23 protein-coding genes are annotated in these 24,447 nt (G+C 64.2%); 13 read left to right on the forward strand and 10 right to left on the reverse strand.

Annotated elements, in window-relative coordinates:
* Positions 1 to 37 precede the first annotated feature (37 nt).
* Positions 38 to 1,237, forward strand: coding sequence for a redox-regulated ATPase YchF (locus tag ACFQS4_RS06315; RefSeq protein WP_497902806.1), 1,200 nt, complete (start codon positions 38 to 40; stop codon positions 1,235 to 1,237).
* An 84-nt stretch (positions 1,238 to 1,321) separates the two neighbouring features.
* Here ACFQS4_RS06315 and ACFQS4_RS06320 read toward each other — a convergent pair whose 3' ends face one another.
* Positions 1,322 to 2,212: a mechanosensitive ion channel family protein gene (locus ACFQS4_RS06320; protein ID WP_500192554.1), complete on the reverse strand. Its 891-nt coding sequence runs from the start codon at positions 2,210 to 2,212 to the stop codon at positions 1,322 to 1,324.
* A 369-nt stretch (positions 2,213 to 2,581) separates the two neighbouring features.
* Between ACFQS4_RS06320 and allB the strand changes: the two genes are divergently transcribed.
* The gene (allB, locus tag ACFQS4_RS06325; RefSeq protein ID WP_497902808.1) at positions 2,582 to 3,946 is read left to right on the forward strand and encodes an allantoinase AllB; all 1,365 of its coding nucleotides are present in this window, start codon (positions 2,582 to 2,584) and stop codon (positions 3,944 to 3,946) included.
* A gap of 235 nt (positions 3,947 to 4,181) precedes the next feature.
* On the opposite strand, the gene ACFQS4_RS06330 is transcribed toward allB, so the two are convergent.
* On the reverse strand, positions 4,182 to 4,316 hold the full coding sequence (locus ACFQS4_RS06330) for a hypothetical protein (RefSeq protein ID WP_497902809.1): 135 nt from the start codon (positions 4,314 to 4,316) through the stop codon (positions 4,182 to 4,184).
* Between the two features lie 58 nt (positions 4,317 to 4,374).
* Here ACFQS4_RS06330 and ACFQS4_RS06335 point away from each other — a divergent pair, with 58 nt between their 5' ends.
* Positions 4,375 to 5,610: an RNA-guided endonuclease TnpB family protein gene (locus ACFQS4_RS06335; RefSeq protein WP_497902810.1), complete on the forward strand. Its 1,236-nt coding sequence runs from the start codon at positions 4,375 to 4,377 to the stop codon at positions 5,608 to 5,610.
* A 1,024-nt stretch (positions 5,611 to 6,634) separates the two neighbouring features.
* Here ACFQS4_RS06335 and ACFQS4_RS06340 read toward each other — a convergent pair.
* The 3 genes from ACFQS4_RS06340 to ACFQS4_RS06350 form a co-directional block, all read right to left on the reverse strand.
* Positions 6,635 to 8,005, reverse strand: coding sequence for a DUF8471 domain-containing protein (locus ACFQS4_RS06340; protein ID WP_497902811.1), 1,371 nt, complete (start codon positions 8,003 to 8,005; stop codon positions 6,635 to 6,637).
* Positions 8,006 to 8,501: 496 nt separating this feature from the next.
* Positions 8,502 to 8,777 (reverse strand): PadR family transcriptional regulator, encoded by a 276-nt coding sequence (locus ACFQS4_RS06345; protein WP_254159748.1) that lies wholly within the window; start codon positions 8,775 to 8,777, stop codon positions 8,502 to 8,504.
* A gap of 197 nt (positions 8,778 to 8,974) precedes the next feature.
* Entirely contained in the window at positions 8,975 to 9,352 is a 378-nt protein-coding gene (locus ACFQS4_RS06350; protein ID WP_497902812.1) for a helix-turn-helix domain-containing protein, read from the reverse strand.
* A 472-nt stretch (positions 9,353 to 9,824) separates the two neighbouring features.
* On the opposite strand from ACFQS4_RS06350, the gene ACFQS4_RS06355 reads away from it, so the two are divergent.
* Positions 9,825 to 10,016, forward strand: coding sequence for a DUF7563 family protein (locus tag ACFQS4_RS06355; RefSeq protein ID WP_253433255.1), 192 nt, complete (start codon positions 9,825 to 9,827; stop codon positions 10,014 to 10,016).
* Positions 10,017 to 10,221: 205 nt separating this feature from the next.
* Positions 10,222 to 10,725 carry a DUF7344 domain-containing protein gene (locus ACFQS4_RS06360; protein ID WP_497902813.1) on the forward strand — a complete coding sequence of 168 codons (504 nt, stop codon included), beginning with the start codon at positions 10,222 to 10,224 and terminating at the stop codon, positions 10,723 to 10,725.
* A gap of 80 nt (positions 10,726 to 10,805) precedes the next feature.
* Here the strand turns inward: ACFQS4_RS06360 and ACFQS4_RS06365 are convergent, their stop codons facing one another.
* Positions 10,806 to 11,324: an Hsp20/alpha crystallin family protein gene (locus ACFQS4_RS06365; protein WP_497902814.1), complete on the reverse strand. Its 519-nt coding sequence runs from the start codon at positions 11,322 to 11,324 to the stop codon at positions 10,806 to 10,808.
* Positions 11,325 to 11,547: 223 nt separating this feature from the next.
* A complete protein-coding gene (locus ACFQS4_RS06370; RefSeq protein WP_497903159.1) occupies positions 11,548 to 12,084 on the reverse strand; it encodes a DUF7344 domain-containing protein in 537 nt (178 codons plus the stop codon).
* A gap of 395 nt (positions 12,085 to 12,479) precedes the next feature.
* Here ACFQS4_RS06370 and ACFQS4_RS06375 point away from each other — a divergent pair, with 395 nt between their 5' ends.
* From ACFQS4_RS06375 to ACFQS4_RS06395, 5 genes are all read left to right on the forward strand, one after another.
* A complete protein-coding gene (locus ACFQS4_RS06375) occupies positions 12,480 to 13,076 on the forward strand; it encodes an acyltransferase (protein ID WP_497902815.1) in 597 nt (198 codons plus the stop codon).
* A complete protein-coding gene (locus ACFQS4_RS06380; RefSeq protein WP_497902816.1) occupies positions 13,073 to 14,185 on the forward strand; it encodes a DegT/DnrJ/EryC1/StrS family aminotransferase in 1,113 nt (370 codons plus the stop codon). The genes ACFQS4_RS06375 and ACFQS4_RS06380 overlap by 4 nt, the downstream gene beginning before the upstream one ends.
* Positions 14,182 to 15,168 (forward strand): Gfo/Idh/MocA family oxidoreductase, encoded by a 987-nt coding sequence (locus ACFQS4_RS06385; RefSeq protein ID WP_497902817.1) that lies wholly within the window; start codon positions 14,182 to 14,184, stop codon positions 15,166 to 15,168. The genes ACFQS4_RS06380 and ACFQS4_RS06385 overlap by 4 nt, the downstream gene beginning before the upstream one ends.
* Entirely contained in the window at positions 15,165 to 16,661 is a 1,497-nt protein-coding gene (locus ACFQS4_RS06390; RefSeq protein ID WP_497902818.1) for a nucleotide sugar dehydrogenase, read from the forward strand. The genes ACFQS4_RS06385 and ACFQS4_RS06390 overlap by 4 nt, the downstream gene beginning before the upstream one ends.
* A 226-nt stretch (positions 16,662 to 16,887) precedes the next feature.
* Positions 16,888 to 18,396 carry an alkaline phosphatase family protein gene (locus ACFQS4_RS06395; RefSeq protein WP_497902819.1) on the forward strand — a complete coding sequence of 503 codons (1,509 nt, stop codon included), beginning with the start codon at positions 16,888 to 16,890 and terminating at the stop codon, positions 18,394 to 18,396.
* A 34-nt stretch (positions 18,397 to 18,430) separates the two neighbouring features.
* On the opposite strand, the gene ACFQS4_RS06400 is transcribed toward ACFQS4_RS06395, so the two are convergent.
* Together ACFQS4_RS06400 and ACFQS4_RS06405 are read right to left on the reverse strand one after the other, a co-directional pair.
* A complete protein-coding gene (locus tag ACFQS4_RS06400) occupies positions 18,431 to 19,177 on the reverse strand; it encodes an Lrp/AsnC family transcriptional regulator (RefSeq protein WP_497902820.1) in 747 nt (248 codons plus the stop codon).
* A gap of 52 nt (positions 19,178 to 19,229) precedes the next feature.
* Positions 19,230 to 19,433: a hypothetical protein gene (locus ACFQS4_RS06405; protein WP_497902821.1), complete on the reverse strand. Its 204-nt coding sequence runs from the start codon at positions 19,431 to 19,433 to the stop codon at positions 19,230 to 19,232.
* Between the two features lie 317 nt (positions 19,434 to 19,750).
* Here ACFQS4_RS06405 and ACFQS4_RS06410 point away from each other — a divergent pair, with 317 nt between their 5' ends.
* Positions 19,751 to 20,713 carry a glycosyltransferase gene (locus ACFQS4_RS06410; protein ID WP_497902822.1) on the forward strand — a complete coding sequence of 321 codons (963 nt, stop codon included), beginning with the start codon at positions 19,751 to 19,753 and terminating at the stop codon, positions 20,711 to 20,713.
* A 142-nt stretch (positions 20,714 to 20,855) separates the two neighbouring features.
* Here ACFQS4_RS06410 and ACFQS4_RS06415 read toward each other — a convergent pair whose 3' ends face one another.
* Positions 20,856 to 21,839: a polysaccharide deacetylase family protein gene (locus ACFQS4_RS06415; protein WP_497903160.1), complete on the reverse strand. Its 984-nt coding sequence runs from the start codon at positions 21,837 to 21,839 to the stop codon at positions 20,856 to 20,858.
* Between the two features lie 317 nt (positions 21,840 to 22,156).
* Between ACFQS4_RS06415 and ACFQS4_RS06420 the strand changes: the two genes are divergently transcribed.
* Positions 22,157 to 23,752 (forward strand): alkaline phosphatase family protein, encoded by a 1,596-nt coding sequence (locus tag ACFQS4_RS06420; RefSeq protein ID WP_497902823.1) that lies wholly within the window; start codon positions 22,157 to 22,159, stop codon positions 23,750 to 23,752.
* A gap of 203 nt (positions 23,753 to 23,955) precedes the next feature.
* Entirely contained in the window at positions 23,956 to 24,369 is a 414-nt protein-coding gene (locus ACFQS4_RS06425; protein ID WP_497902824.1) for a DoxX family protein, read from the forward strand.
* Positions 24,370 to 24,447 lie beyond the last annotated feature (78 nt).

Genomic DNA, 24,447 nt, shown 5'->3' on the forward strand with positions numbered 1-24,447 from the left:
CAAAAGCCGTTTAGCCGGGCCGCGCTCACGACTGGTAATGACCAGCAGTTACCGGATCGGACTCGTCGGCAAACCCTCCGTCGGCAAGTCCTCCTTCTTCAACGCCGCCACGATGAACGACGTCCCCGAGGGGGCCTACCCGTTCACCACTATCGACCCAAGCGCCGGCGAGGCCTACGTTCGCGTCGAGTGTGCGGCCCCCGAGTTCGACGAGGAGTGCACCCCCAACGTCGGCTACTGCGAGCACGGTACCCGCTTCGTCCCCACGAAACTCGTCGACGTTGCCGGCCTCATCCCCGGCGCCCACGAGGGCAAAGGCCTCGGGAACCAGTTCCTCACGGACCTCAACGAGACCGACGTGCTCGTCCACGTCGTCGACTTCTCCGGCGAAACGAACCTCGAGGGCGAACCCACCGAGGGCCACGACCCCCGCGAGGACATCGACTTCCTCGAGACCGAACTCGACCAGTGGTACCTGGGCGTGCTCGAGAAGGGGATCAACCGCTACTCGTCGGGCTACGTCACCGAGGACGACGCCATCGAGGAGGATCTGGCCGAACAGATGAGCGCGTTCAAGACGAACGAAGACGAACTCAAACTCCTCATTCGGCGCGTCGACATCGGTTTCGACCCCGAGGAGTGGGACGACGAGGACAAACTCGAGTTGGCCCGCGAAATTCGCAAGGCGACGAAGCCGATGGTGATCGCGGCGAACAAGATGGACACGCCCGCGGCCCAGGAGAACTACGACGAGATCACGAGCGACCCCGAGTACGAGCACCTGACCATCGTTCCCTGTAGTGCCCACGCCGAGAAGGCGCTCAAGTCGGCCGACAAGGCCGGCGTCGTCGAGTACCAACCGGGCGACGACGACTTCGAGATCACGGGCGACATCTCCGAGAGCCAGAAGGAAGGTCTCGAGCAGATTCGCGACTTCCTCCAATCCTACGGCGCGACGGGTGTTCAGGCGGCCCTCGAGACGGCCCTGTTCGACGTTCTCGGCGTGACGCCGGTGTTTCCCGGCGGTGCCAACGGCCTGGGGAACGAGCGCGGCGAGGTGCTGCCCGACTGTTTCCTGATCCCGCCGGAGTCGACCGCGGAGGATTTCGCCTACAGCCTCCACTCCGACATCGGCGACGGCTTCCTCTACGCCATCGACTGCCGGAGCAACCGCCAGTTAGGCAAGGACTACCCCGTCGAGGCCCGCGATGTCATCGAGATTGTGACGACGAACTGAGTCTCGAACTGCGCGCGTCTCGAGTTGACTTCGGTCTGGCTCGAGCATCACATTTGACTCTATTTTGGCTCTGATGGCCCGTTTTCAAACGCCGTTTGAGGCTGGTGACTCGCTCTGCCGATCTGTCACGGTAACTTCACCCGAGAGCAACTGTTCAGAGGGCGGAGCGAGCGCGATATCTTCCTCATCGAAGTGTCGTTTCACTAATCGACGGAAGTCCGAGCGAATCGTCAAGATGTCCTTGTTGTTCGGATCTTCTATCCACAACTCTGCTTGCACCGTGATCGCGTTCTCCCCGAGCTCGAGAATCCGTGCGTTCGGCGCTGGATCATCGAGGATCGAATCATAATTGACGGCAATCTGCTGAATCTCCATCATCGCCCGCTCGGTGTCCTCGTAGTAGGCGACGGACACCTGTTCCGTGATCCGGTACTGGTCCCGACCGTAGGGCCGGGTGAGCGCGTTGTTCGTGAGTTCAGTGTTCGGGACCGAGATCGTTTCGTTGTCCAGTGTCCGAACTCGCGTGACGCGAAAGTCGACTGCTTCGATGGTGCCTTCCCCACCCGGCCACTCTATCCAGTCGCCAACGTTAAAGTCGGGATCGGCGACGAGAAACATCCCGCTGATCAGCGAACCGAACACGTGCTGCCCGGCGATACCGAGGGCAAACGTGATGGCTGCGATGATGACCGCCGATTCGGAAAACACCCTTCCGTACCCAGCGGCGATAATGCCCGTCAGGATCGCAAACCCGATCAGAACCACCCGAAGGTACGTCTTCGTTGCAGTCTCGATCGTGGGGTTATTGCGATTGCGCGATCTAACAACTCGAGTGACGAGAGGAACGAGAACGATCCGGCCGATGAAATAGACGATCCCGAGGGCCATGAGGAACCAAAACAATTCTGACAACACCTGGTCGTATGCCGACAGTACATCTGTCACCCATTCTGGTGGAGAGGTCTGGCCGATCATGCTCTACGGTTAGGGTATACGAATAAAAACACACTTGCTGGCTTCTCAATGCTATCACGCGTATTCAGGTCATGCCGTTTGTCAGGCCATTGTGCAAGACTCGCGCTGTGTATTTAGCACGGTTTCTAAAACTTATTTCCAATTAAGAATTCCAACAAAATCTATATTTTCTATAGTAATATCGAGCCTCGATGGAACGGCCGATTATCGCGTCGACCGTCTCGAGCGCGCCTTCGAATCTCACCAACACGGCTTGTACCCAATTTCGGCCACTCGAACTCGTCACCTTCGAGCCACCGCTCGTGGAAAATGGCCGACGAAACCCGCCCGAACAGAAGCTATTTCCCCGCGGCTTCGGAACCTCGAGCCATGCCCGTCGACCTCGTTATTCACAACGGAACCGTCCTCACGCCCGCGGGCCGGAGCCCGGATTCGGGTATCGCCGTCGAGGACGGCACGATCGTCGCAGTCGGTAGGAGCGAGCGGTTGCCCGACGCGGACCGAACGCTCGACGCAGCGGGTAACGTCATCGCCCCCGGCGTCGTCGATTGCCACATCCACAACCGCGAACCTGGCCTTGAGTACAAGGAAGACTGGGAGTCGGCCACCCGGGCGGCCGCCGCGGGCGGGGTCACGACCGTCGTCGGCATGCCAAACACCGATCCCGTCATCGACCGGCCCGAGCACCTCGAGTTGAAACTCGAGCGCGGCGACGCGAGCGCCCACGTCGACTTCGGGAGCTACGTCGTCGTCACCTCCGAGAACCTCGAGCACATTCCTGCCCTGGACGAGGCGGGTGCTACTGGTTACAAAATCTTCCTCGGCTCGACCGTTGGGGACGTCCCGCCGCCGAACGACGGCGAGATCCTCGAGGCGATGGAAAAGATTCGGGAGACGGGCAAGCGTCTCGGCTTCCACGAGGAGAACGGGGAGATCATCGACCACTACACCCGCCAGTTCCAGGACGCGGGGAAGAACCGACCGATCGACCACGCTCACTCCCGGCCGGTTATCGCCGAACGGGAGGCCATCGAGCGCATGGTCACCTTCGCCGAGGAAACCGGCGCGAAGATCCACATGTTCCACGTTTCCTCGGGGTCGGGTGCGGAGGCCGTCGCCCGCGGCAAGGAGCGCGGCGTCGACGTGACCGCCGAGACCTGCCCGCACTACCTCTGGTTCACCGAGTCGGTTCTCGAGGAGAAGGGCAACGTCGCCCGGATCCAGCCACCGATCCGGGACGCCGACCAGCGCGACCGGCTCTGGAGGGCCTTCCAGACCGGTGCCATCGACTGCGTCGCCACCGATCACGCGCCGCACACGCCTGAAGAAAAGCTGGTCGACGACCCCTTCGGGAACACCTGGGACGCCATCTCCGGCTTCGTCGGCCTCGAGACCGAAGTCCCCGCGCTGCTCTCGTTCGTCGAGCAGGGACGGCTCACGCTCGAGGAGTGGGCTTACCACCACGCGGCGCGCCCCGCCCAGGTCTGGGGGCTGTACCCACAGAAGGGGTCGCTGCAGGTGGGGACGGACGCCGATATTACGATCGTCGACCCCGACCTGGAGTGGACGCTCGGGGACGCCTCCGAGTTACACTCGAAGAACTGCGTGACGCCGTTCGAGGGCGAGACCTTCACCGGGAAGGCGGTGACGACGGTGGTCCGCGGCGAGATCGTCTACGACGACGGCGAGGTCGTCGGGGAGTCGGGGTACGGGGCTCGCGTCGAGCCGAACTGAGTCGGTGGACTCGAGGGGTCCAGCCAGAACGTGTATCGACTTGCGAACGAGGTTCGGAGATTCACACAAAGGCCAGCAAACACTCGTTTTGCTCACCGCATTGACTACGGGAAAGGGATTTCAACCAGTCGTTCGTTGAGGGTTCCAACAAAGTTCGACGATCATCTTGCGGTAGCGAGGAAACCCCGTGCTTTAGCACGGGGAGGAATCGCGTTCGTTCGTGTCTCGACTCGCCCTACAACGGCCCCTTGGTGTCCAACGATTTCGCACCTTGGAGCAACACTCCTTTCCAGGTGAGGCCGTGCGCGTCTTTGATTTCGCTCAGGCGGTCGTACTCGTCTTGATCCACTTCGATATTCAAGTTGGGCATCAACACACCTACTTAGTTTTTCGTTAGTTTTAACTATTACGCTCTCGTACTCGTAGTTGTGACGGCGACCGCCACAAAAACGCTCGAAGCCACGCTCGCCCCGCCCACTATGGGCAAAGAGCAACGCCTTGAGCGCACCGTGACGACCTATCGACGCGCCCTTTCGGACGCCTTCGAGAGTGGAGCGGATACGCAGACGGCGGTTAACGACGTCGTTACGCCGTACACGCTCACGTCCTACGCAAAGGACGCGCTCAAGAACTACGTCCCGTCGCTTCGGGATACGTACAACGCGTCGGAGATCAAGGACGAGCACCCGGTTCGATTTACGAACCGCGGATTCACTCTTGACCATTCCGACGATCGAACGCACGGGTTCTGCTGGCGCGTTCCACAGGCCGGACGTGGCAACGCATTCTGGATTCCACTTCGAATCAATCCCGAGCAGGAATCGCTCTGGTTCGACCTGCTCGACGAGAGCGCGGCAGTCGGTGAGTTCCGACTGCAACAGCACCGAACCAGTTGGATGCTGCACGTCACCGTCGAGTACGACGTTACCGAACCAGAGATCCCGGACGACCCGACTCGAGTTGGCTTCGATATCGGCGAGTCCAAACTGCTGACGGGCTGTGCCTGTCAGAACGACACTCCGACCCAACCGTTCATCTACGATGGCGGTCGTGCTCGCGCACTCCGCGAGGAGATGTACACGACCCTGAAGCGCCTGCAAGAGCGTGACGCCGAGCAGTGGCGGATAGATGAACGCTTCGACCACTTCCAGAACGCACTCACGGATATCGTCGAGAAGGCGTCTCGAGAAACCATCGAGTACGCCGAGTCTTTCGACGACCCGGTGATCGTACTCGAGGACTTGTCGTACATCCGCGAGAACCTGGATTACGGCAAGTACATGAACCGACGCTTGCACTCGTGGGCGTTCGCTCGACTTACCGACCGCATTGAGGACAAGGCCCTCGAAGCCGGTATTCCGGTCGAGTTCGTGAACCCGCGCTACACGTCCCAGACATGCCACGCGTGCGGCCACATCGGCCGTCGTGGGTCGCAAGCCGAGTTCCGGTGCACGAACGCGGAGTGTTGGGTCACGGAGTATCAAGCAGATATCAACGCGGCCGCGAATATCGCCGGTCGTTTTGATCCGTGGGGAGAGAGCGTTCCTTGGAAACCGGAACGCAATGACTCGACACGGAATGGGTGCCGTTGTGACACGGCCACAGGACACCGCACGCCGAGTCGGAGATCCCGACAGACGACGCTTGCGGCCTTCGAGTCCTGAAACCTCCCACTTAGGGCTTCCCTTGTAGGAAACCCCACCCTTTAGGGCGGGTGAGGATGTCACAATCGCTGTAATCGTCCGGAAGGTGCGTGGTATGGTGGTTTGAGAACGAAACTAGGAAGACGGAGATTTGTGTGGGCAGTTTTTGCTCGAGATGGCACTCAGAGCAGCGTCAGGCTTGAACGACAGAGAGAAGAACAACCAAAAAGGGATGTGAATAAGGGTAAATTCACGCTTTCAAAAGTTCATAATCGGTTTCCGTATGGCGTTTTCCGTGTTGAGCGACGATCGATAGACGATGGACCGAAATGCTGGCTCGAGTCCGCTAGCTCGATTTGAATTCGATGGTATGACGCCCTCTATGCAGGGATTTGAGCCACCACCTCGAATAAGTAACCTCCTCTCAGGATATGCTATCCAGAAGTTCATAATCGGATTCCTGCTATCGATTTTGGGCATTTCATCTGCTTGGATTGGTGTGTAGGTATACCTTCAATACAAAAAGTGTAAACGACGCTCTCAGGCCTCCTCAATCCGTTATTCAGGTGTATTGCCTCGAGAAAGACATTGAAGGGTTGGACGCCGACGATGAGACATACCGTGCTCACCTGCCGATCTGGTTGGCCCTGCTATTCGTTCAGACGCCCATATATTGACTTGAGAGGTCCTCTACCCAACGTTTGTGCGACCGTACGCATTCTCGAGCGTGATCTCGATCTTGCAATACCGGAGCGCGCCTCTTCCTAGATGCCCTCTATAACACTCTCTACACACATCTTCCGGACGCATAGCCCAATTATGAACCTCCAAAAAACAGCTAGCACTGTTCTCGAGGCCACTCTGCAGGGTTGACAGCATTCATGCTTTACGTATCGATTCGGAATTGCAGGATCGGCGTCGTGACATAGTGTTTCTCGACTCGAGGGCTCCCTCTGAGGGATCGGCGAGGCCGAGTCGATGTTCGTTATTATCTCAACCGACTCGCGCTTCCGCGCGTGGGGACCTTGCCGTCACGGTGAGTGTGTCACTCCTCGTCTTCGCCTCCATCCTCATCTTCGTCGGCCTCTTCGTCCTCACCACCGTCTTCTTCACCGTTATCTCCGTCTTCACTCTCGTCTTCATCGCCGCCCTCGCCGCCTTCCTCATCGCTGCCCTCGTCGGTTTCGTCCTCATCTCCTTCATCATCTTCACTTTCGTCTCCACCCTCGCTCTCATCACTCGAGCCCTCATCAGACTCGGATTCGTCGCTCTCGTCGGAGCCGTCGTCCTCTCCGCCGTCCTCGCCAGCGCCCTCCTCTTCACCGCTGCTGTCGTCACCGCCGTCGCCACCCTCGGCGCCGTCCGCGTCGGCACCCGATTCCTCGCCGCCGTCGGCCTCGCCGCTCGAGCCGGGCGCGTCCGGCGGCGTCTCCACCGTGACCCAGAAGTACGTGTACTCGGTGGCCTCCTCCATCGTGGCCGTCTCGGGGGCGTCGCCCTCGAAGAGCATTACCGCGATGCGAACCGTCTCGCCGTCTCCGGCGGTCGGTGTCACCGATCGCTCGGCGGTGATCTGTCCACCGTCCTCGGACTGGCTGATCGCCGACACCTCCTGGTGGGTCACTCGCTCGACGACCTCGCCGTCAGCGACCACCTGCTCTTGCATCACCACGGTGTACTCCATCTCCCGGCCCTCCTCGTTGTGGATCTGGAAGGTGATCGGGATCGAGTCCCCGGGGGCGACCGTGTCGGGCATCTCGGCCTCGAGGTCGCCGTCGCCCTCGGCCGTGTAGATGGCCAGCTGGGTGAACCCCCCGGCGGCCATCGGCGCCGTGAACGAGTACAGCAACACGCCGACGGCAGCGATGACCGCGAGTCCGAGCAAGAGCGACGAGGCGCGGGCCGCTCCGGTTTCGTTCGCGCTCGAGAAGCGGCTTCGCAGATCGGCAAGCGACACCGTAAAGCGATCCGCGGGCGGGACGCGGAGCCGGCGGATCACCGCGAGCTGGGCGGCCACGACGGTCACTACCGCGAGCGCGCCGACGGTCGAACCGACTGTGAGGCCCCAGCGCGTCAGCGGGAGCGCCAGCACGACGATCGGGACGACTGCGATCGAGAGCCCCAGACCGAGCGCCAGTCGTTCGACGGCGTCGATACCGCCTGGACGGGCCTCGGCGGTCGCCTGTGGTCCTGGGGCTCGTGCTCTGGCCCGAACCGGGAAGAGCATCGAGACGAGCGCGTAGCCGGGCAGGAACGAGACGAACGTCAGCGCGGACAGCAGGCGGAGGCCGCTTCCCGGCGGCAGGTTCGTGACGAGCACGTACGCGAGGACCGTCGCGAGCGTGACGAACGCGAGGTCGGTCGGGTACCGACCCACCGCTCCGACGGTGTTCTGGGTCTTCGTGGTGAGACTCATCGATTCCGCCTCCACAGGAGTCGGTCAGGGACACCGGACATACTCGAATCAGTGAATTGCTAGCGGTAGCCGGCCTTTGTTATGGCCGGATTACCGTCCTCGAGTCGGTATTCATCGTTCGTTCCCGACGTAAAACGTGATTGTGACTTTCGACGGTCGGCCGCCGTCCGTCGACCGTCGACCGTCGACTGTCACCCGCCGACTGCAGCACCGCCCGGTCGTTCGGGTTGGAGCGACCGGGTGGCGCGATAGCGCTCGCCAGCGATGGCCCGGCATGGGATCGAGCGCGCGATCTGCTCGAGTAGCTTCGTTCAGGCGCCGCGGGTGACCTCATTCAGGCGTTTGTTCGACGGCAACGTTGCTCGTCGACGGTGGTCGCGTCGCTCGCTGTTCGTCGCTCCCCGCTCACCGACGATCGGAAAACAGTGTCGGCGATCGTCCTGGGCGCAGCTCGTCACTTGCCGTTCGACGTCGGCCGGTCACGGCCGCCGTCCCCCTAGACGTCGACGTACTGGGCCTCCCAGTCGCGGCGCTCGCTGATCCGATCGAGCCCCTCGTCGGTAATCGCGTAATAGTTCGTTCGTCTGTCGAGTTGTCCCTTTTCGACCAGCTCCTTGTTGACGAGCGTATCGAGGTTCGGGTACAGCCGTCCGTGATTGATCTCGGAGCTGTAGTACTGTTCGACTTCTTCTTTGACGGTTTGTCCGGACGGGCGGTCCGCGCCGGCGATTACGTATAGCAGGTCTCGCTGGAATCCGGTCAGGTCGTGCATTGCTCAATCACATGGACCGTTCCGTAGATTGGATATTTGTTATCCGCATCATACAGCCGTTGCTCGCTCTCGGTTTTGTCAACGGAATGTACTGTTTTCACGCTATGCTCGTCTTTATCGCGTGAACTCGGGCTAACTCCCCCGAGAGCGCCACCCGTCGTATTCCCCCGATCTGATCGCAACGGCGGGTCGCGAATCTACCGGGTGCCGCCACGTCGCGCCTGCACGCTCGGCTCCGTTTCCGTGTCGTGGCCCGCCCCGGTCGAAACCGTGATCCCCGTCTCGCCGATCTCGACCTGCACGCGGTCGACGGTCGACTCGTAGGCCGTCGTGTGCGTCCCGTCCGGTTCGAACCGGATGCACTCCGCCAGCAACTCACTCTCGAGGAGGTTGTTGATCCGTCGATAGATTGTCGCCGACGAGCAGTCGGTTCGTTCGGTCAGTTCTTTCGCGGTCCGTGGTCCCTCGCTGGCGGCGACGAGGATCGTTCGCGCACACTCGTCGCCGAGCACGTTGAGCTGAGCCGCCGGGTTGACTGTCGATTCTGTCGCCGTGTCGTTTACGTGAGTGGACATGTGTGGAATCTCCGTTGTGAGACCGTAATCGGGTTGTGGGGCAGCACCGACGTCAACTGTCGACAGTGACAGGCCATCGGTACGTTCTAACCATCTAACTCGTAAGGAGGACTAGTATTTTATAACGGACAGCCTTACTCGGCGAAGGGCGCCCGTTCCGTCACGAAAGGTGGAATTTCCCGATGGAAAGTTCGAATTTCGGTGCCCGATATCGGTCTCCTAAACGGTGAATTCGAGCGAACGCGGGTGAATCCGGGCGGAAGTTGTCGGCCAGCACACCCGCACAAATCGGTCACAGCGGCCCAGACGTCGGTAAAACAGCGTATTAACCGGTTCTACCCGCTCTGACCGAACTGAACGGTCGGCCTCTTTTATTCGGATCTGAACACCTCGGTTGAGTACTGCTCGAGCGCTCCCTCGTTCGAGTGCGTGTATAGCCAGGACGACTGCATCGAATCCCCCTTTCCAATCCATGACAACGACTCGACTCAACTGGACTCCGAACGAATCGTCGGCGACAGGTACGCGGTGTGAAAACTGCGGAACGCACGTGACCCAGCAGTTCGCTCGCGTCTTCGGCGACAACGGCGACGTCGTACACGGCTGTCCCGCGTGTACGACCTACCGCGAAATGCAATCGGGTGGCCATCTTCCTTCTCGCTAACACGGCTTTCGAGCCTGTTCCACGACGGTTTCACGACGCGGTGGTGCGATCGTCGGTACGTGTCACGCCGTGTACGTTTCGTTCGCCCGAAACGTCTAGCACATTTTACATCAGATTGAAGGGTGCAGTACGCGAATTGAGAGGTAATACGATGGTAGGTGGTGGAACGTCTTCCAGCGATATCCGCTGTCGAGGCAGCTGAATCATGTCGGTACAGCAGAGCCGAACGGGATCGCTCGCCGAGAGCGATGTCTTTCACATTCTGGGTAACGACCGACGGCGGGCAATCGTTCAGTTGCTCGCTGACGAACACGGCCGACTCGACGTCTCCGACGTCGCCTCCGAAATTGCCTCGACGGAAACCGATGGGAGTTCCGTTCCGAACAATCTGTACAAGAGTGTCTACGTCTCTTTACAGCAGACGCACCTGCCCCAACTAGAGGAAGACGGCGTCATCGAGTACGACTCGACAGCGAAGACGATCACGCCGGGGCCGACCTTCGAGACGGTCTACGGCTACGTCGACGGCGACCAGTCGACGGATCGGTCCGTCCTGATCGGCCACCTCCTCGTGGGCGTCTTCGGTCTGGTCCTGATCGCGGTGTCCGGCCTCGAGGCGCCGCTCGTCTCGAGTATCGATCCCGTGCTCTCGAGCGTGCTGGTCTTGCTCGCGGTGGCGGCGAGCAGCCTGTATCGGCTGTTGAGTTGAGAACAGGGGCGGGGTAGCAATGCCTTTCTCGTCAATAGTGTCGTGAACCACACCGGTGATCCGAAGCCGTTGCTCGCGGTCTACCTGGGTGAATCGATACGTCGGTTCGTACTCGATCGTCGGACGCGAATTTCGAGAACGCCGTTGTTGAACCAGGCCTCGGTCGTTTCGGGCGATCGCCAGGGAATTTCGACGCGCTCGAGGACGGTTCCCTCGCGACTGATCACGAGTTGGTTCGTGCTCGAGTCGATCCCCACCGAGAGGTCGTCTTTGCTTGCCCCGGGGACGTCGGCGGTGACGAGGAACTCGTCGCCGTCCAGGCGGGTGTCGATCAGGTAGTCGGTCGTCGTCTTCCGCACTCGCTTGACTCGGGTGCGTTCCGGTTGGGCTTCCTGGCGTCGACGGTACTCCCCGCCACCCTCGACGGTCGTCCGGTCGGCCGAGTTCACTGGGGGTGGATCCCCCACGGAGACCTCCACCAGGTTGCCGAGCAGGGTCGAGAGGGACCGCAAGCCGGCTCTCAGTCGGAACGCGCGAGGCCGGTCTTCGGATTCGCTCGAGTTCGGATCGTTCGGGTCGTCTGTGTCCTCTTCGCTCATGCGTGTGTCGAGACCGTGAGCCTGTCTCACGGCACGTGTCGTGTGCTAACACCTCGATGGGGATAAGTGGTGTGCACCGCTGGACGGGGACGACGAGTCGATCAGTGAAACGAAGATGCGCTGAAGGAATTTCGCCGCGAGTTTGACCACGTCAGCCCCACTCCACCTGATCTTCTTCGCGTCCTGCGTACCCGTTCTGCGGGAGCAATCTCTCAGACGGAAATCAGAGTCGTCTGCTCGCGAACGGAAGGCGGAACGTGGACCGACTGGACGCGCGCTGGGCGATTGCGAGGACCAAAACGAGAATGCACACTCCCAGTGCGACGAACGGGACGAGCCCCGACGACAGGGTACCGACGGAAAAGCCGGCCAGGACGGCGACGATGGCACCGACGACCGAGACCGACGCGTAGTACCAGTGCCAGGGCCGCTGGTCCTCGAGGTCCCGATCCAGGTACGGCTCGAACGTCTCCTCGTTCGGCAACAACTCGATGCGGTGGGCATCGGGGTCCCAGTCGACGATGCCGTGGTCCTCGAGCATCGGCAGGTGGGTCTGGTAGAGCGAGATGTACACGCGCCGACGCTGGGCGCGCGTCACCTCGTCGGTCGTCGTGTCGTTCTCCCAGGCGGCGACCTGTTCGACCAGCGGTGCCAGATCACAGGTCCCGTGATGGCGTTTGAGGTACTGTACCGTCTGTCGTCGTCTGGCGTTGCTGAACACGTCGAACAGCTCTGCCTGCGTAAGCGTGCCATCGGTCATGGTCATCGATGTCCTCGAAACCGCTCCCAGGTACCCGTCGTCGAGAGACTCACGCACTCAGGTGCCACCGAGTGACACTTTACTATCTCGCGGCTACCGTCTCGAAATCGGTTTGTACCGATCTGATTCGGTGTTTCTCACCACTCTCGAACTGTCACGCACACGTGAACGCGAAACCCCCCTCTCGTCGCCGAAAGGCCGGCCGTCTCTTCGGTCTCGAGCCAGTGGCTGCTCGTTCGTAGTGGCGCGCTACCGGCGCTCAGGCCGGGGATAACAAAGCCCGATTACCGGATGATCCTACGTGATTACCCAACCGGGTATCTGATCTCCATGTACACGCACCGATATCGACGGACGGACGACCGAACGGCATCGACAACGCGGGGTGACCGGCCGTGGCGGTAACCAACGCGACCTACACGGCGGGCGACCGGTGCTCGATCGACGACGGGGCGACCGTCGGCTATGGGGTCGACGACGCGTTCGAGCCGACCACGCTGGGCGACGACGCGACGATCCGTCGGGGATCGATCGTCTACGGTGACGTCGTCGTCGGGAACGACTTCACGACGGGCCACGACGTGCTCGTCCGCGAGAAGACGACGATCGGCCACGACGTCCTGCTCGGCACGAAGACGATCGTCGACGGGCGAACCGACATCGGCTCGCACGTGAGCATCCAGTCGGCCGTCTACGTCCCGACGGACACGACGATCGGAGACAACGTGTTCGTCGGCCCCGGCGCCGTCCTCACGAACGACCAGTACCCCATCCGAACCGAGGTCGACCTCGAGGGACCGACCATCGAGGACGGCGCCTCGATCGGGGCGAACGCGACCATCCTCCCCGGAGTCACGATCGGCGAGAACGCGTTCGTCGGGGCGGGGGCGCTGGTGACCGAGGACGTCCCCCCGGACACGCTCGCGATCGGCGCGCCGGCGGAATCGAGAGCCCTCCCGGCACCCCTCGATGGGCCGAACCGAATCGCATGACCGGCGACATCTCTATCGCCGACCCCGACCTGGGCGAGGCGGTCTACGATCGGGTGCACGCGATCCTGGAGAGCGGCCAGCTGGCCGACGGCCCCGAAGTTCGCCGCTTCGAGTCCGAGTTCGCCCGCTACTGCGGCGCCGAGCACGGCGTCGCGACGACGAACGGAACCACGGCGCTGGTCACCGCCCTCAAGGCGCTGGGCGTCGAGGCGGGCGACGCCGTCGTCACGTCGACGTTCTCGTTCGTCGCCAGTGCGAACGCGATCAGGCTGGCCGGAGCGACGCCGGTCTTCGCCGATATCGACCCCGAGACGCACACGATCGACCCCGACGCCGCCGAGGCAGTCGTGCGCGAGCGCGAGGACGTCGTCGGCATCCTGCCGGTCCACCTCTACGGGCTGCCCGCAGCGATGGGGCCCCTGTGCGACATCGCCGACGCGCACGACCTGTTCGTCCTCGAGGACGCCTGCCAGGCCCACGGCGCGGCCATCGACGGTGAGCGCGTCGGCAGCCTCGGGGACGCCGCTTGCTTCTCGTTTTACCCGACGAAGAACATGACGACCGGCGAGGGCGGCATGATCACGACCGACAGCGAGGACGTGGCGAACGCCGCCGCGAGCTACGTCAACCACGGGCGGGACGTGACCGGAACGCGCGGCTACGATCACGTCTCCCTCGGCGGGAACCACCGTATGACCAGCCTCGCCGCCGCCATCGGCCGGGCGCAACTCGAGCGCCTGCCGGACTTCACCGAGGCGAGGCGGGCGAACGCGGCGTACTACGACGACGGGCTGGACGACGTGCCGGTGGAGACGCCGACTGTCCCCGACGGGATGACCCACGTCTACCACCAGTACACCGTCGCGGCGGACGACCGGGACAACCTCGCCGCCTGGCTCGAAGAGCGCGGGATTGGGACGGGGGTCTACTACCCGACGCCGATCCACCGCCAGCCAGCCTACGAGACGGTGAGTACGGCCGCAGCGACGCTGCCGAACGCCGAACGGGCTGCCGAGCGCGTGCTGTCGCTACCCGTCCACCCGAACCTCGAGCCCGCCGACCGCGAGCGGGTCGTCGAGGCGATTATCGACTACTACAATTCACAATGACTCGACAGACTACTTCGACGGAGACGGTACGGGCCGGCGTCATCGGCGTCGGATCGATGGGAGAGAACCACGCGCGCGTCTACAGCGAGTGCCGGGACGTCGACCTCGTCGGCGTCAGCGACCTTGACGAGGCGCTCGCGGAGACGGTCGCCGCCCGCTACGGCACCGCCGCCGTGCCGATGGACGACCTACTCGCGAACTGTGACGTCGTCACCGTCGCGGTGCCGACCCACGCTCACTACGAGACGGTCTCGGCGTGTCTCGAGGCCGGGGTCCACGTGCTGGTCGAGAAACCGATCGCCGAGACCGTCGAGCAGGGTCGTGCCCTCGCGCGGAAGGCCGAGGAGGCTGGCCTCGTTCTACAGGTCGGCCACGTCGAGCGGTTCAACCCGGCCGTCGACACCCTCGAGTCGGTCATCGCCGACCTGGACGTGATCGCCGTCGAAGCCGAGCGTCTCGGCCCGCCGATCGACCGCACGGCGACCGACGGCGTCGTCCTCGACCTGATGATCCACGACATCGACGTCGTCGGCTCGCTGCTCGAGTCTCGCCCCGAGGTGGTCTCGGCGACGAGCACCGACGACGGCCAGTACGCGACGGCGACGATGACGGCCGACGACGTGATCGTCTCGCTGACGGCGAGTCGCCGTACCCAGAAGAAGGTGCGACGGCTCACGGTGACCGCCAGCGAGTGCCTCGTCGAGGTCGACTACCTCCAGCAGTCGGTGCTGATCCACCGGGATTCCTACCCCGAGTACGTCACCGACGAGGGGACGAACCGCCACCGCCACGAGAGCGTCGTCGAGCGCCCGCGCGTCGAGAACGGCGAACCGCTCAAGCGCGAACTCGAGTCGTTCGTCGACGCCGTTCGAAACGACGCCGAGCCCGTAGTGACCGGCGAGGACGGCGTGGCCGCCCTCGAGATGGTCGAACGGATCGACCGGTTCGTCGCCGACGAGGATCAGGAGGTGGTCGCTCGATGAGTCGGGCGACGACGGCCCTCTATGGCGGGCCGGAGGACGAAGCCACGAAGCGACGGGCGCTGACGAGCGGATCGGTTCCGGTCGCGGTGTACGGCCTCGGCAAGATGGGACTCCCGCTCGCCGCCGTCTTCGCCGAGGGAACGGGCGCCGTCACCGGCGTCGACGTCGATCCCACCGTGGTCGAAACGGTGAACGGCGGCCGGAGCCACGTCGGCGGCGAACCCGGTCTCGACGACCTCGTCGCCGAACAGGTCTCGCGGAGTCGACTGCGGGCGACGATCGACGGGGCTGCCGCCGCCAGCGAGGCACGCGTCCACGTGATCATCGTTCCGACGCTGATCACCGACGGCGACGAACCGGAACCGGATCTCTCGACTATCGAGGCGGTCCTCGAGGACGTCGCCAGCGGCCTCGAGCCAGGCGACCTGGTGATTGCGGAATCCACGTTGCCGCCGGGCACCTGCCGGGACGTCATCGCGCCTCACCTTGCGGCCCGAAGCGGGCTCGAGCCCGGCTCCTTCGGCGTCGCGTTCTGTCCCGAGCGGACCGCCTCGGGGACGGCCCTGCGGGACATCCGCGGGCAGTACCCGAAGGTCGTCGGCGGCGTCGACGAGGCGAGCGGGCAGGCGGCCGCGCTGGTCTACGACGAACTCTCAGCCAACGCGGTTCACCTGGTCTCGGACGCGACGACGGCGGAAGCCGTCAAGGTGTTCGAGGGGGTCTACCGCGACGTCAACATCGCGCTGGCGAACCAGCTCGCGGGCACCGCCGACGACCTCGGGATCTCGGTGCGCGAGGCGATCGAAACGGCCAACCACATTCCGATGTGTCACCTGCACGACCCGGGTCCGGGCGTCGGCGGGCACTGCATCCCCTACTATCCGCACTTCCTGCTCGCCCAGACCGAGGCCCCGCTCTCGATGGTCGAACTGGGCCGCGAGGTCAATCGCGAGATGCCCGCGCGCACGGTGTCGATGCTCGAGGCGGCGCTCAACGATTCGGGTACGGACGAAAGCGAACGCGATAGCCACGGGGAGGAACCCGCCGGCAGCCTCGAGGACGCCACGGTCCTCGTCCTCGGGTTCACCTACCGACCGGGCGTCGAGGAGACCCGGGCTTCCCCCGCCATCGGCGTCGTCGAGTCCCTCCGCGAGCGCGGCGCCGAGGTCTGGGGCTGTGATCCACTGGTCGACCCGGCCGACTTCGGCGCTCGAGCGATCGACGTCGAGGGCCTGGTGTCGGGGCCGACGTTCGACGCGGCGATCCTCGTCACGCCCCAGGACGCCTTCGAGCGTATCCCGTGGGCCGACCTCGAGCCGATGGTGGTCCTCGACGGCCGAGACGTGCTCTCGTTGTCGAACACGGACCACCGTGTCGTCACGCTCGGCGGTGCGCGCGACGGCCGGCCGACGGTCATCGACGGCGACTTGCCGACCGAAACTGACACCTCGACGATCGGCCGTCCGGCGACGTTCGATGCGACCGGGCGGTAGCTCGCACTTTTCGTCGATCGAGAGCGCCGACGCAGACCGGTTATCCGATCGCGAACAGGTCGAGAAGGACCGACTAGCCGACCGCGAGCGACCGTAACCGGTCCCGACCCGCTGGAAGTCGCAGAATAACGAAACCACCGCTAGTCGTCCGTGTGCGCATGAACGAACTGTTCGCGCTCAAGCGGGTCGTCGGCCGGCGCGCGGTCTCGCCCTCGAGGGATCGGCAGTGGTCGCCGTGAAGACCGTCGTCTTCGCGTTCGAGGGCGTGACGAACCGACACCTCGAACGCTTCGCCGACGCGATGCCGACCGTTTCCGGCCTCCGAACCCGCGGCGTTTCGGGGTCGCTCGAGTCGACCGTCCCGGCCAGTCCGGCGAGCGCCTGGACGTCGCTGCTGACGGGGACCGACCCGAGTTACCACGGTGTCTTCGACGACGTCGTCCGCGCGAACTATCCTAACGGTGAGCGCCGGCCAGCCTCCGCCGTCGATGTTCGTCGGCCGACCCTCTGGGCGTACCTCACCGGCGAGGGCGCGTCCACGGTGGCCTGCGGGTTGCCGATGACCGACCCACCGGGGCCAGTGACTGGCGTCGTGGTTCCTGGACGGCGCCCCGTGGAGTCACTCGACGGCCCTACATCGAGTGCCCCCGCGGACGCGAGACTCCCGTCCGGCTCACCCGGCTCGCCGTGGACACTTCGGGACATCGAGGATCCGGCTCAGGTGCCGACGCTCCTCGAGACGAGACGTCGCCTCGCCCGCGACCTGCTCGAGGGCGAGTCCTGGGAGCTGGCGCTCGTCCACGTTCCGGTCGCCGATCCGGACCTCCTCGGGGACGTCGACGCGGACGCCGGCGACCGCGCCCTCGAGGCTGCGTGCCGGGCCGCGGATCGACTCGTCCAGGACGTCCTCGAGGCCACTCCTGAAGAATCGACCGTCATCGGGTGTTCGCCGCTCGGCGTCGAGCGCTCGCGAGGGTATCGCGTCCACGTCAACGAGGTGCTCGCCGATCGCGACCTGCTCGAGCGGGACGCACGAGATTGCCGGTGGCGACTGTCGGGGGCGCTCGAGTCGATACTGGGCGTCGTCAGGAGTGCGTTCGGCGGCGAAGCGAACGAGAGGCATCGGGACGCCGACGGGTATCGGTGGGCGATCTCGGAGGCGTTCTTCCCGAGCCAGACCGGTGCAGGGGTCCGCCTCAACGTCGCCGGCCGGGAGCGTTACGGTCGGGTCGTCAACTCGACGTACGAGGAGACCCGCACGCGGGTGCTCGAGGCGCTGACCGGCCTCGTGGACCCGAGGGGGAACCCCGCCCTCGAGTTCGCCTGTCGACGCGAGCACCTATACGGGGGGCCGTTCGCCCGCGAGGCGCCCGACGTCCTCGTCTCCACTGCGGGGACGGACTGCTCGCTGTCGGCCGCTCCTGCGGAGCGACGGTTCACGCGACTCGAGGGCGTGACGCGAACGGACGTCGGGACGTTCTTCGCGTCCGGGCCGACGATCCGGGAGTCCCCGGAACCAGTTTGTCTCACCGCCGCGGACGTCGCGCCGCTGGTGATGGCGACGCTGGGACGTCCGATTCCCAATCTGATGACCGGACGCGATCCGTCGGCGCTGACGACTGCTCCCGTCGGCTACGGCACGTACGCGAACGTCGCTCACGGTACGGCCTGCGACGATCCCACGTTCGACGACGCGCGTCTGGGGGAGCGCCTTGAGGAGTTCGATTACCGCTAGTCTCGCTCGAGGCCGAGGTATCCTGTCCGTGGAACTACCGGTCGCCCGCCTCGAACGCCTCGAGCGCGTCCCCGGTCACGCCTTCACGTGAGAGCAGCGTCAGGAGGTCGTCGGGTTCGATCTCGGTGTCGCCGCGAGGAGTCAACACGGCGTCGTCTCGCTCGATGGCGATCACGAGCACGTCGTCGGCGAGGACGCCCTCCCTGGCGGCGCGCTCGAGCGAGAGCCCTGCGATGGGGGCCGATTCGGCGACGGTCACCTCGACGACCTCGGCGCCGCCGGTCAGGCTGATGTAATCGGAGAGCGGCTGTGGCGTCCGGTCGTCGGGGCCGAAGGGGCGATAGGCCTGGTAGTGTTCGGCCTGGAGTAAGTCCTCGTCCTCGATGTCGATCCCGAGAGAGGCGATTTCGCGGGCGATTCGGCGCAGGTCGTTCGTGTCTGTACCGACGGCGAGCACGTGGAGGTTTCGCCGGCCGGTCATGAGCTCGCGGACGTTGATCACGCCGGGAATCAGTCGCACCTGGTGGGCCATTCGTTCGCGGTCGTCGACCGGGGCGTTACAGAGGTAGAGATTACGTAACCGGCCGTCGCCGCGCTCGAAGTCGACGTTCGCGTGATAGCCCTCGATCACGCCCGCCTCCTCGAGCTGCCCGATTCGGTTGCGGATCGTCGCCGCCGAAACGCCCACCTCGTCGGCGATCATCGGCGCCGAGATGGACCGCGCGTCCTCCATGAGGGCGTGGATGATGCGCCTGTTGACGTCGTCCAGACGGATGTCCATACGGTCCGTTCACGCGACAGTATTAAGGAGACTGCGTTTCGCTTCCTCGAGTTTAGTCGATGGGGTACTCGACGATCTCGTCGTGATCGCAGTGGGGACACCGACTCGTCTTCGGGTCGACTGTCGTTCCACAGTTTCGACACTCGTAGACGACCGTCGTCGGCCCGTCCACGTGGGCGCCGCGTGGCGCGTCAGGTGACTCCGGCTCGGCGTCTGTCCCCGGCAGAAGTCCAGTGAATAGATCGGAGAGTGACATTGATCGTCCTGACAGCCGCTTCAATGTTCACCAGTATAAGCGTTTCGTCGACAATCGATAGATAGTATTTATATGTGGTTGTTGGAACCGAAACTCCTGGTAGCCTCGAGTTCGTCAACCGGCTTGGGTGTGACCCACGTCTGACGGACGTCGCTCGACGTTCGACGTCGACGCTCGAGGCTGACGTTCGACGTCGACAGACCCGTTTCGAGTCGTGCCCGGTAGAGCCTTAAACCGGGGGACGACTCGGTTCAGGTGCCAACCTCGTGGCGAAGGCCGTTCCTAACAAAGCACGTTCCCGGTGGTCTCTCGGCCGAATGGACGTACTCACGCTGACGAACGCCGCGGACGCGCCGTTTTTGAACCAGCAACAGGCTGCCCTCGAGCGCCGCGGCGTTCGATTCGAGACGCTGTCGGTCGCCGGCGACGCGACCGGCGAGAACGCTCGCGGGCCGCTCGAGTACCTCCGCTTCTTTCGGACGGTGCGCCGCGAACTGGATCACGAATACGACCTGATCCACGCCCACTACGGGCTCACGGCCCCGATGGCGCTCGCCCAACGACAGGTGCCGGTCGTCTGCTCGCTCTGGGGATCGGACGTCCACGGCCCCGTCGCTCCCGTGAGTCGCTTCTGTGCACCCTTCTGTGACGAGGTAATCGTCATGTCCGAGGCGATGGCCGATGCCCTCGGTCGGGAGTGTCGCGTGATCCCCGACGGCGTCGACCTCGAGACCTTCCGGCCGTGGTCGCAGGCGGCCGCCCGTGATCGCGTCGGCTGGCCCACTGACGAGCACGCGGTTCTGTTCCCCTACGCGCCCGACCGGTCGGTGAAGAACTATCCGCGGGCGAAACGGATCGTCGACCGCGTCGACGGTCGACTCGAGCGCCCCGTCTCCCTGCGGACGATTTCGGGCGTCGACCACGACGAGATGCCCCACTACATGAACGCCGCCGACGCCCTCCTGCTAACCTCCCACAGCGAGGGGTCGCCTAACGCTGTCAAGGAGGCGATGGCCTGCGACCTCCCGGTGGTCGCCGTCGACGTCGGTGACGTGCGCGAACGCCTCGAGGGCGTCTTCCCGTCGTGCGTGGCCGACGCCGACGACGTCCTGGTCGACGGCCTGGCGTCGATCCTCGAGTCGGGTGCTCGGTCGAACGGCCGCAGGGCCGCCCGCGAGGTGAGCCTGGAGCGCACGACCGACGCCGTCCTCGACGTCTACGAGTCGGTGACGGGGCTCGAGCGAGTAGACCAGCAGCGAACGCGAGTGACGCGATCCTGAGCACAGGCGATCGTAGACGAGTAAGCGTCCCCTACCGAAACTCTTCACTATCGTTTCTATAGTTATAACCAGGATATCATCGACAGGCTGTCCGAATCACGAGAACGGCGTCGTTGTTCCCGCGTTCGCTCGCAGACCTAAATTAGTCGTCGCCACCGACGGTTTGCGTGATGCTCGTCTCGAGTCCCTCCTCGTCCGCGTTCTCGCTTTCGTCAGCGTCCTCGGTCGACTCGCCGATTCGAGCGGCGACCTCGTCCATCGTCTCCACGGTGAGGTCGGTCTCTCGACGCTGCCGGTCGATGTAGGCGAGGATCGCTCGCATCCGCTCGTCGTCGCGGTCGGTCGTGAGGTTGTTCGGATGGAGCCAGAGGTGACAGAGTCGGTCGTCGTCGGCCGCGACGGCCTGGTCGATCGCTCGACGGGCCGTCACGACCATCGGATCGGTCCAGACGGACTCGGCGACCGTCCTGGCGACGCCCTCGAATCCGAAGCAAAACAGCGAGGCCGGCACGTTCACCAGGCCGTGCTCGTCGACCGTCGGTTCGACCAGCACCGAGCGCCCGCCCAGGCCGGTGTCGAGGACCGCCCGGAATCCCTCCGGCGTCGACGTTCGGCCCCGGTAGGCGGTGAAGCCCGCCTCGGCGAGCGCCGCCCGGTGGCCGACGTCGTTTCGCGGGTAGACGAACGACGAGCACTCGAGCCCCCACTCATCGGCCAGTTCGAGCGCCCGCTCGAACTCGGCGCGAGCCAGGTCCCGATCAGTGCTCGGGGCGCCGAAGAGGACGTGGGAGAACGAGTGGCTCGCGAACTCGTGGTCGACCGGCGACTCGAGCACGGACCGGACCAGGTCGGGACCGAACCGGAGGTCCGGGCGATCCTTCCAGTCGGTTCGCTCGCGCTCGAACCAGCCCGCTGGAGCGGGGTGGTCGACGTGACGGCCGTCGCAGTCTTCGAGCATGAGGTGGCCGACGACGGCCCACGTGGCGGGGATGTCGTAGGCCTCGAAGGCCTCGCGGAGGGCGTGCCAGCCGTGTCGGCAGCGCTCGATGCGGTCGGCCGGCGGTGGGTGGAGGTCGAGAAAACCCCAGCCGAGTTCGGCATCGACCGAGACGACGACGCTACCCACGACGGTCACCTGCCACCCGCTCGCGGTCGCGACTCGGGGCGTCGACGGGAGCGAACATGGCTGGTGGATTCTCTCGTAACGGTTTTGTTATGGACGGCCTGCCACCCCGCTGTGGCCGTTCGCGCCCGGCCGGGTTGAAACGTGTATCCCTGGTGTGCTTCCCGCCGAATCCCGCGGTAGTACCCATCGAGTGAACCGTCTCGAACGGGAGAGTGTGTTCCGTTCGTGGCGGTTTCCAGGGGACAGTCGCTGGATAACAAAGGCCTCCGTACGCCTTGTCAGCGACAGCAGGCGTCACCAACGCCTCGAGTATCATCATGAGCGGATCTACATCGACGACGGCGTCCGAGCGAGCGTTCGTGCTCGGTCTCGACGGCGTCCCCTGGCACTTGATCGAACGCTGGACTGACGAGGGAACGCTCCCGAACTTCGCCCGACTGCGCGAGGAGGGGGCGTCGGGCCCGCTCGACAGCACGCGTCCGGCGACGACGCCGCTGGCGTGGCCGTCGATCGCGACCGGTGTCTGGCCAGATAAACACGGGATTTACGGCTTTCAGCAGCTCTCTTCGTCGTACTCCCACCGGATGTACACCAGCCGGGACTGCAAGCAGCCGCCGCTGTGGGAGCAACTCGGCCCCGCGGTCGTCGGCAACGTCCCGATGACCTACCCCGCGACCGACATCGACGGCGAGGTGGTCGCGGGGATGATGACGCCCTCGCTCGAGCACGACTTCACTCACCCGCCGGAACTCGCCGACGAAATCGTCGACCGCATCCCCGACTACCAGATCAGTCTCAACTACCCCGACTACGCCGACCGCCTCGACGAGTTCGAGGTCGCGGTCTCGGACATCCTCCGGAAGCGCCGGGAACTGATGCGACTGCTGATGGAGCGTCGGGACGACTGGGAGCTGTTCTTCTTCGTCTACACCGCGCCCGACCGCTTCCAGCATCTCATCTGGGACGAAGACCGCATCCTCGAGCAGTACCGGGCACTCGACGACATTCTCGGCGAGGTGATGGACTACACCGACGAGCACGACGCCGACCTCTACGTCGTCTCCGATCACGGGTTCGGGCCCATCGACGAACTCGCCTACCCGAATCACTTCCTCGAGCGGGAAGGGTACCTCTTCGAGGAGGAAGACGACGGAACCCGCGGCGCGCTCGCGAGCCTGGGAATCTCCCGGGAACGCGTCTCGAGTGCGCTGAACCGGATCGGCATCTCCGAGGAGTTCCTGGTCTCGAAGCTGCCGCGCCAGCTACTCGACTCCGTTGCCGAGCAGATCCCCGGCCAGCACGCCCTCTACGACGTGGACTACGAGCGAACCGTCGCGTTCGTCCACGACGCGGGCAACCTCTACGTCAACGACTCGGATCGGTTCGACCACGGCGTCGTCTCGCCGCGAGAGATCCCGGCGCTCAAGGCCGAACTCACCGACCTCTTCGAGTCGATTACCGACGACGCGGGCGAGCGCGTCTTCGTCGTCTACGACGGCGACGACCTCTTCCCGACGGACCCCGACTCGCCGGACCTCATCGTCAACGGGACGAACCGCTACGAGGGGCGCAACGCCATCTCCGACGAGCCGTTCGGCGACCCGTCGCCGACCGCCGCAAGCCATCGCCCCGAGGGAATCATGCTCTGTCGCGGCCCCTCGATCGAACCCGGGGCGACGCTACGAGGGGCGCGGGTCGTTGACGTCGCCCCCACGCTACTCCACGGGATCGGCAAGCCCGTCCCCACGAACGCCGACGGCCGGGTTCTCTTCGACGCGTTCCGACCGGACGCCGAACCCACCGGGACCAAGGTCGCCCGCCGAGACGTCACGAGCGAGCGCGACCAAGAAAGCGTCGACGACGACTTCTCCGGCGTCGAGGATCGGTTGAAGGGCCTCGGCTATATGGAATGAGCGGTCTCGGAATCGAATCGAGTCTTCGAAATCCGATCGTTGCATCGGGACGAAACGTCGGTAACGTCACCGTAACCCGGTTGCATGCATGTCCGGGAACCGATATATAGGTTCCAATTCGTACCTGGTAACGCAATGAAACCAGTTTGCAACTACGGATCGAACCGTCCCACGACCACCCGCGACCTCGAGGTGAGCGCCTGATGTTCGAGTCTGCCGGCGCCGACGTGGCGTTCCTGCTCGCTCGCGTGATCTTCGGTGGCGTCCTCGCGTTCATGGGATTCAATCACTTCCTCGACGTCGAGGGGATGGCCGGCTACGCGGAGTTCAAGGGCCTGCCAGCACCGAAAGCGTCCGTCGTGCTGAGCGGCGTCCTCCTCGTCCTCGGGGGACTCTCGCTCATCGCGGGCGTGTTCCCCGCTATCGGTGCCGGTGCGCTCGCGGTGTTCCTCGTCGTCTCGGCGCTGAAGATGCACGACTTCTGGAACGTCGAGGGCGAAGAGGCCCAGAACGAGATGACGGCATTCCTCAAGAACGTCTACGGCGCGGGCGCGGCCCTCGCGTTCCTCGCGGTCAGCAACGCCGCCTGGCCCTACGCGCTGAACATCGGGCTCTAAGCATCCGAGAGCACCGAGTACGACGTTCCTCGGGATGTGCTGTTCGATCCCGAGTCGAGTACGTGCGTCGAACTCGAG

Origin of the sequence: Saliphagus sp. GCM10025317 (assembly GCF_042663665.1) — an archaeon.
Taxonomy (GTDB): domain Archaea; phylum Halobacteriota; class Halobacteria; order Halobacteriales; family Natrialbaceae; genus Natronosalvus.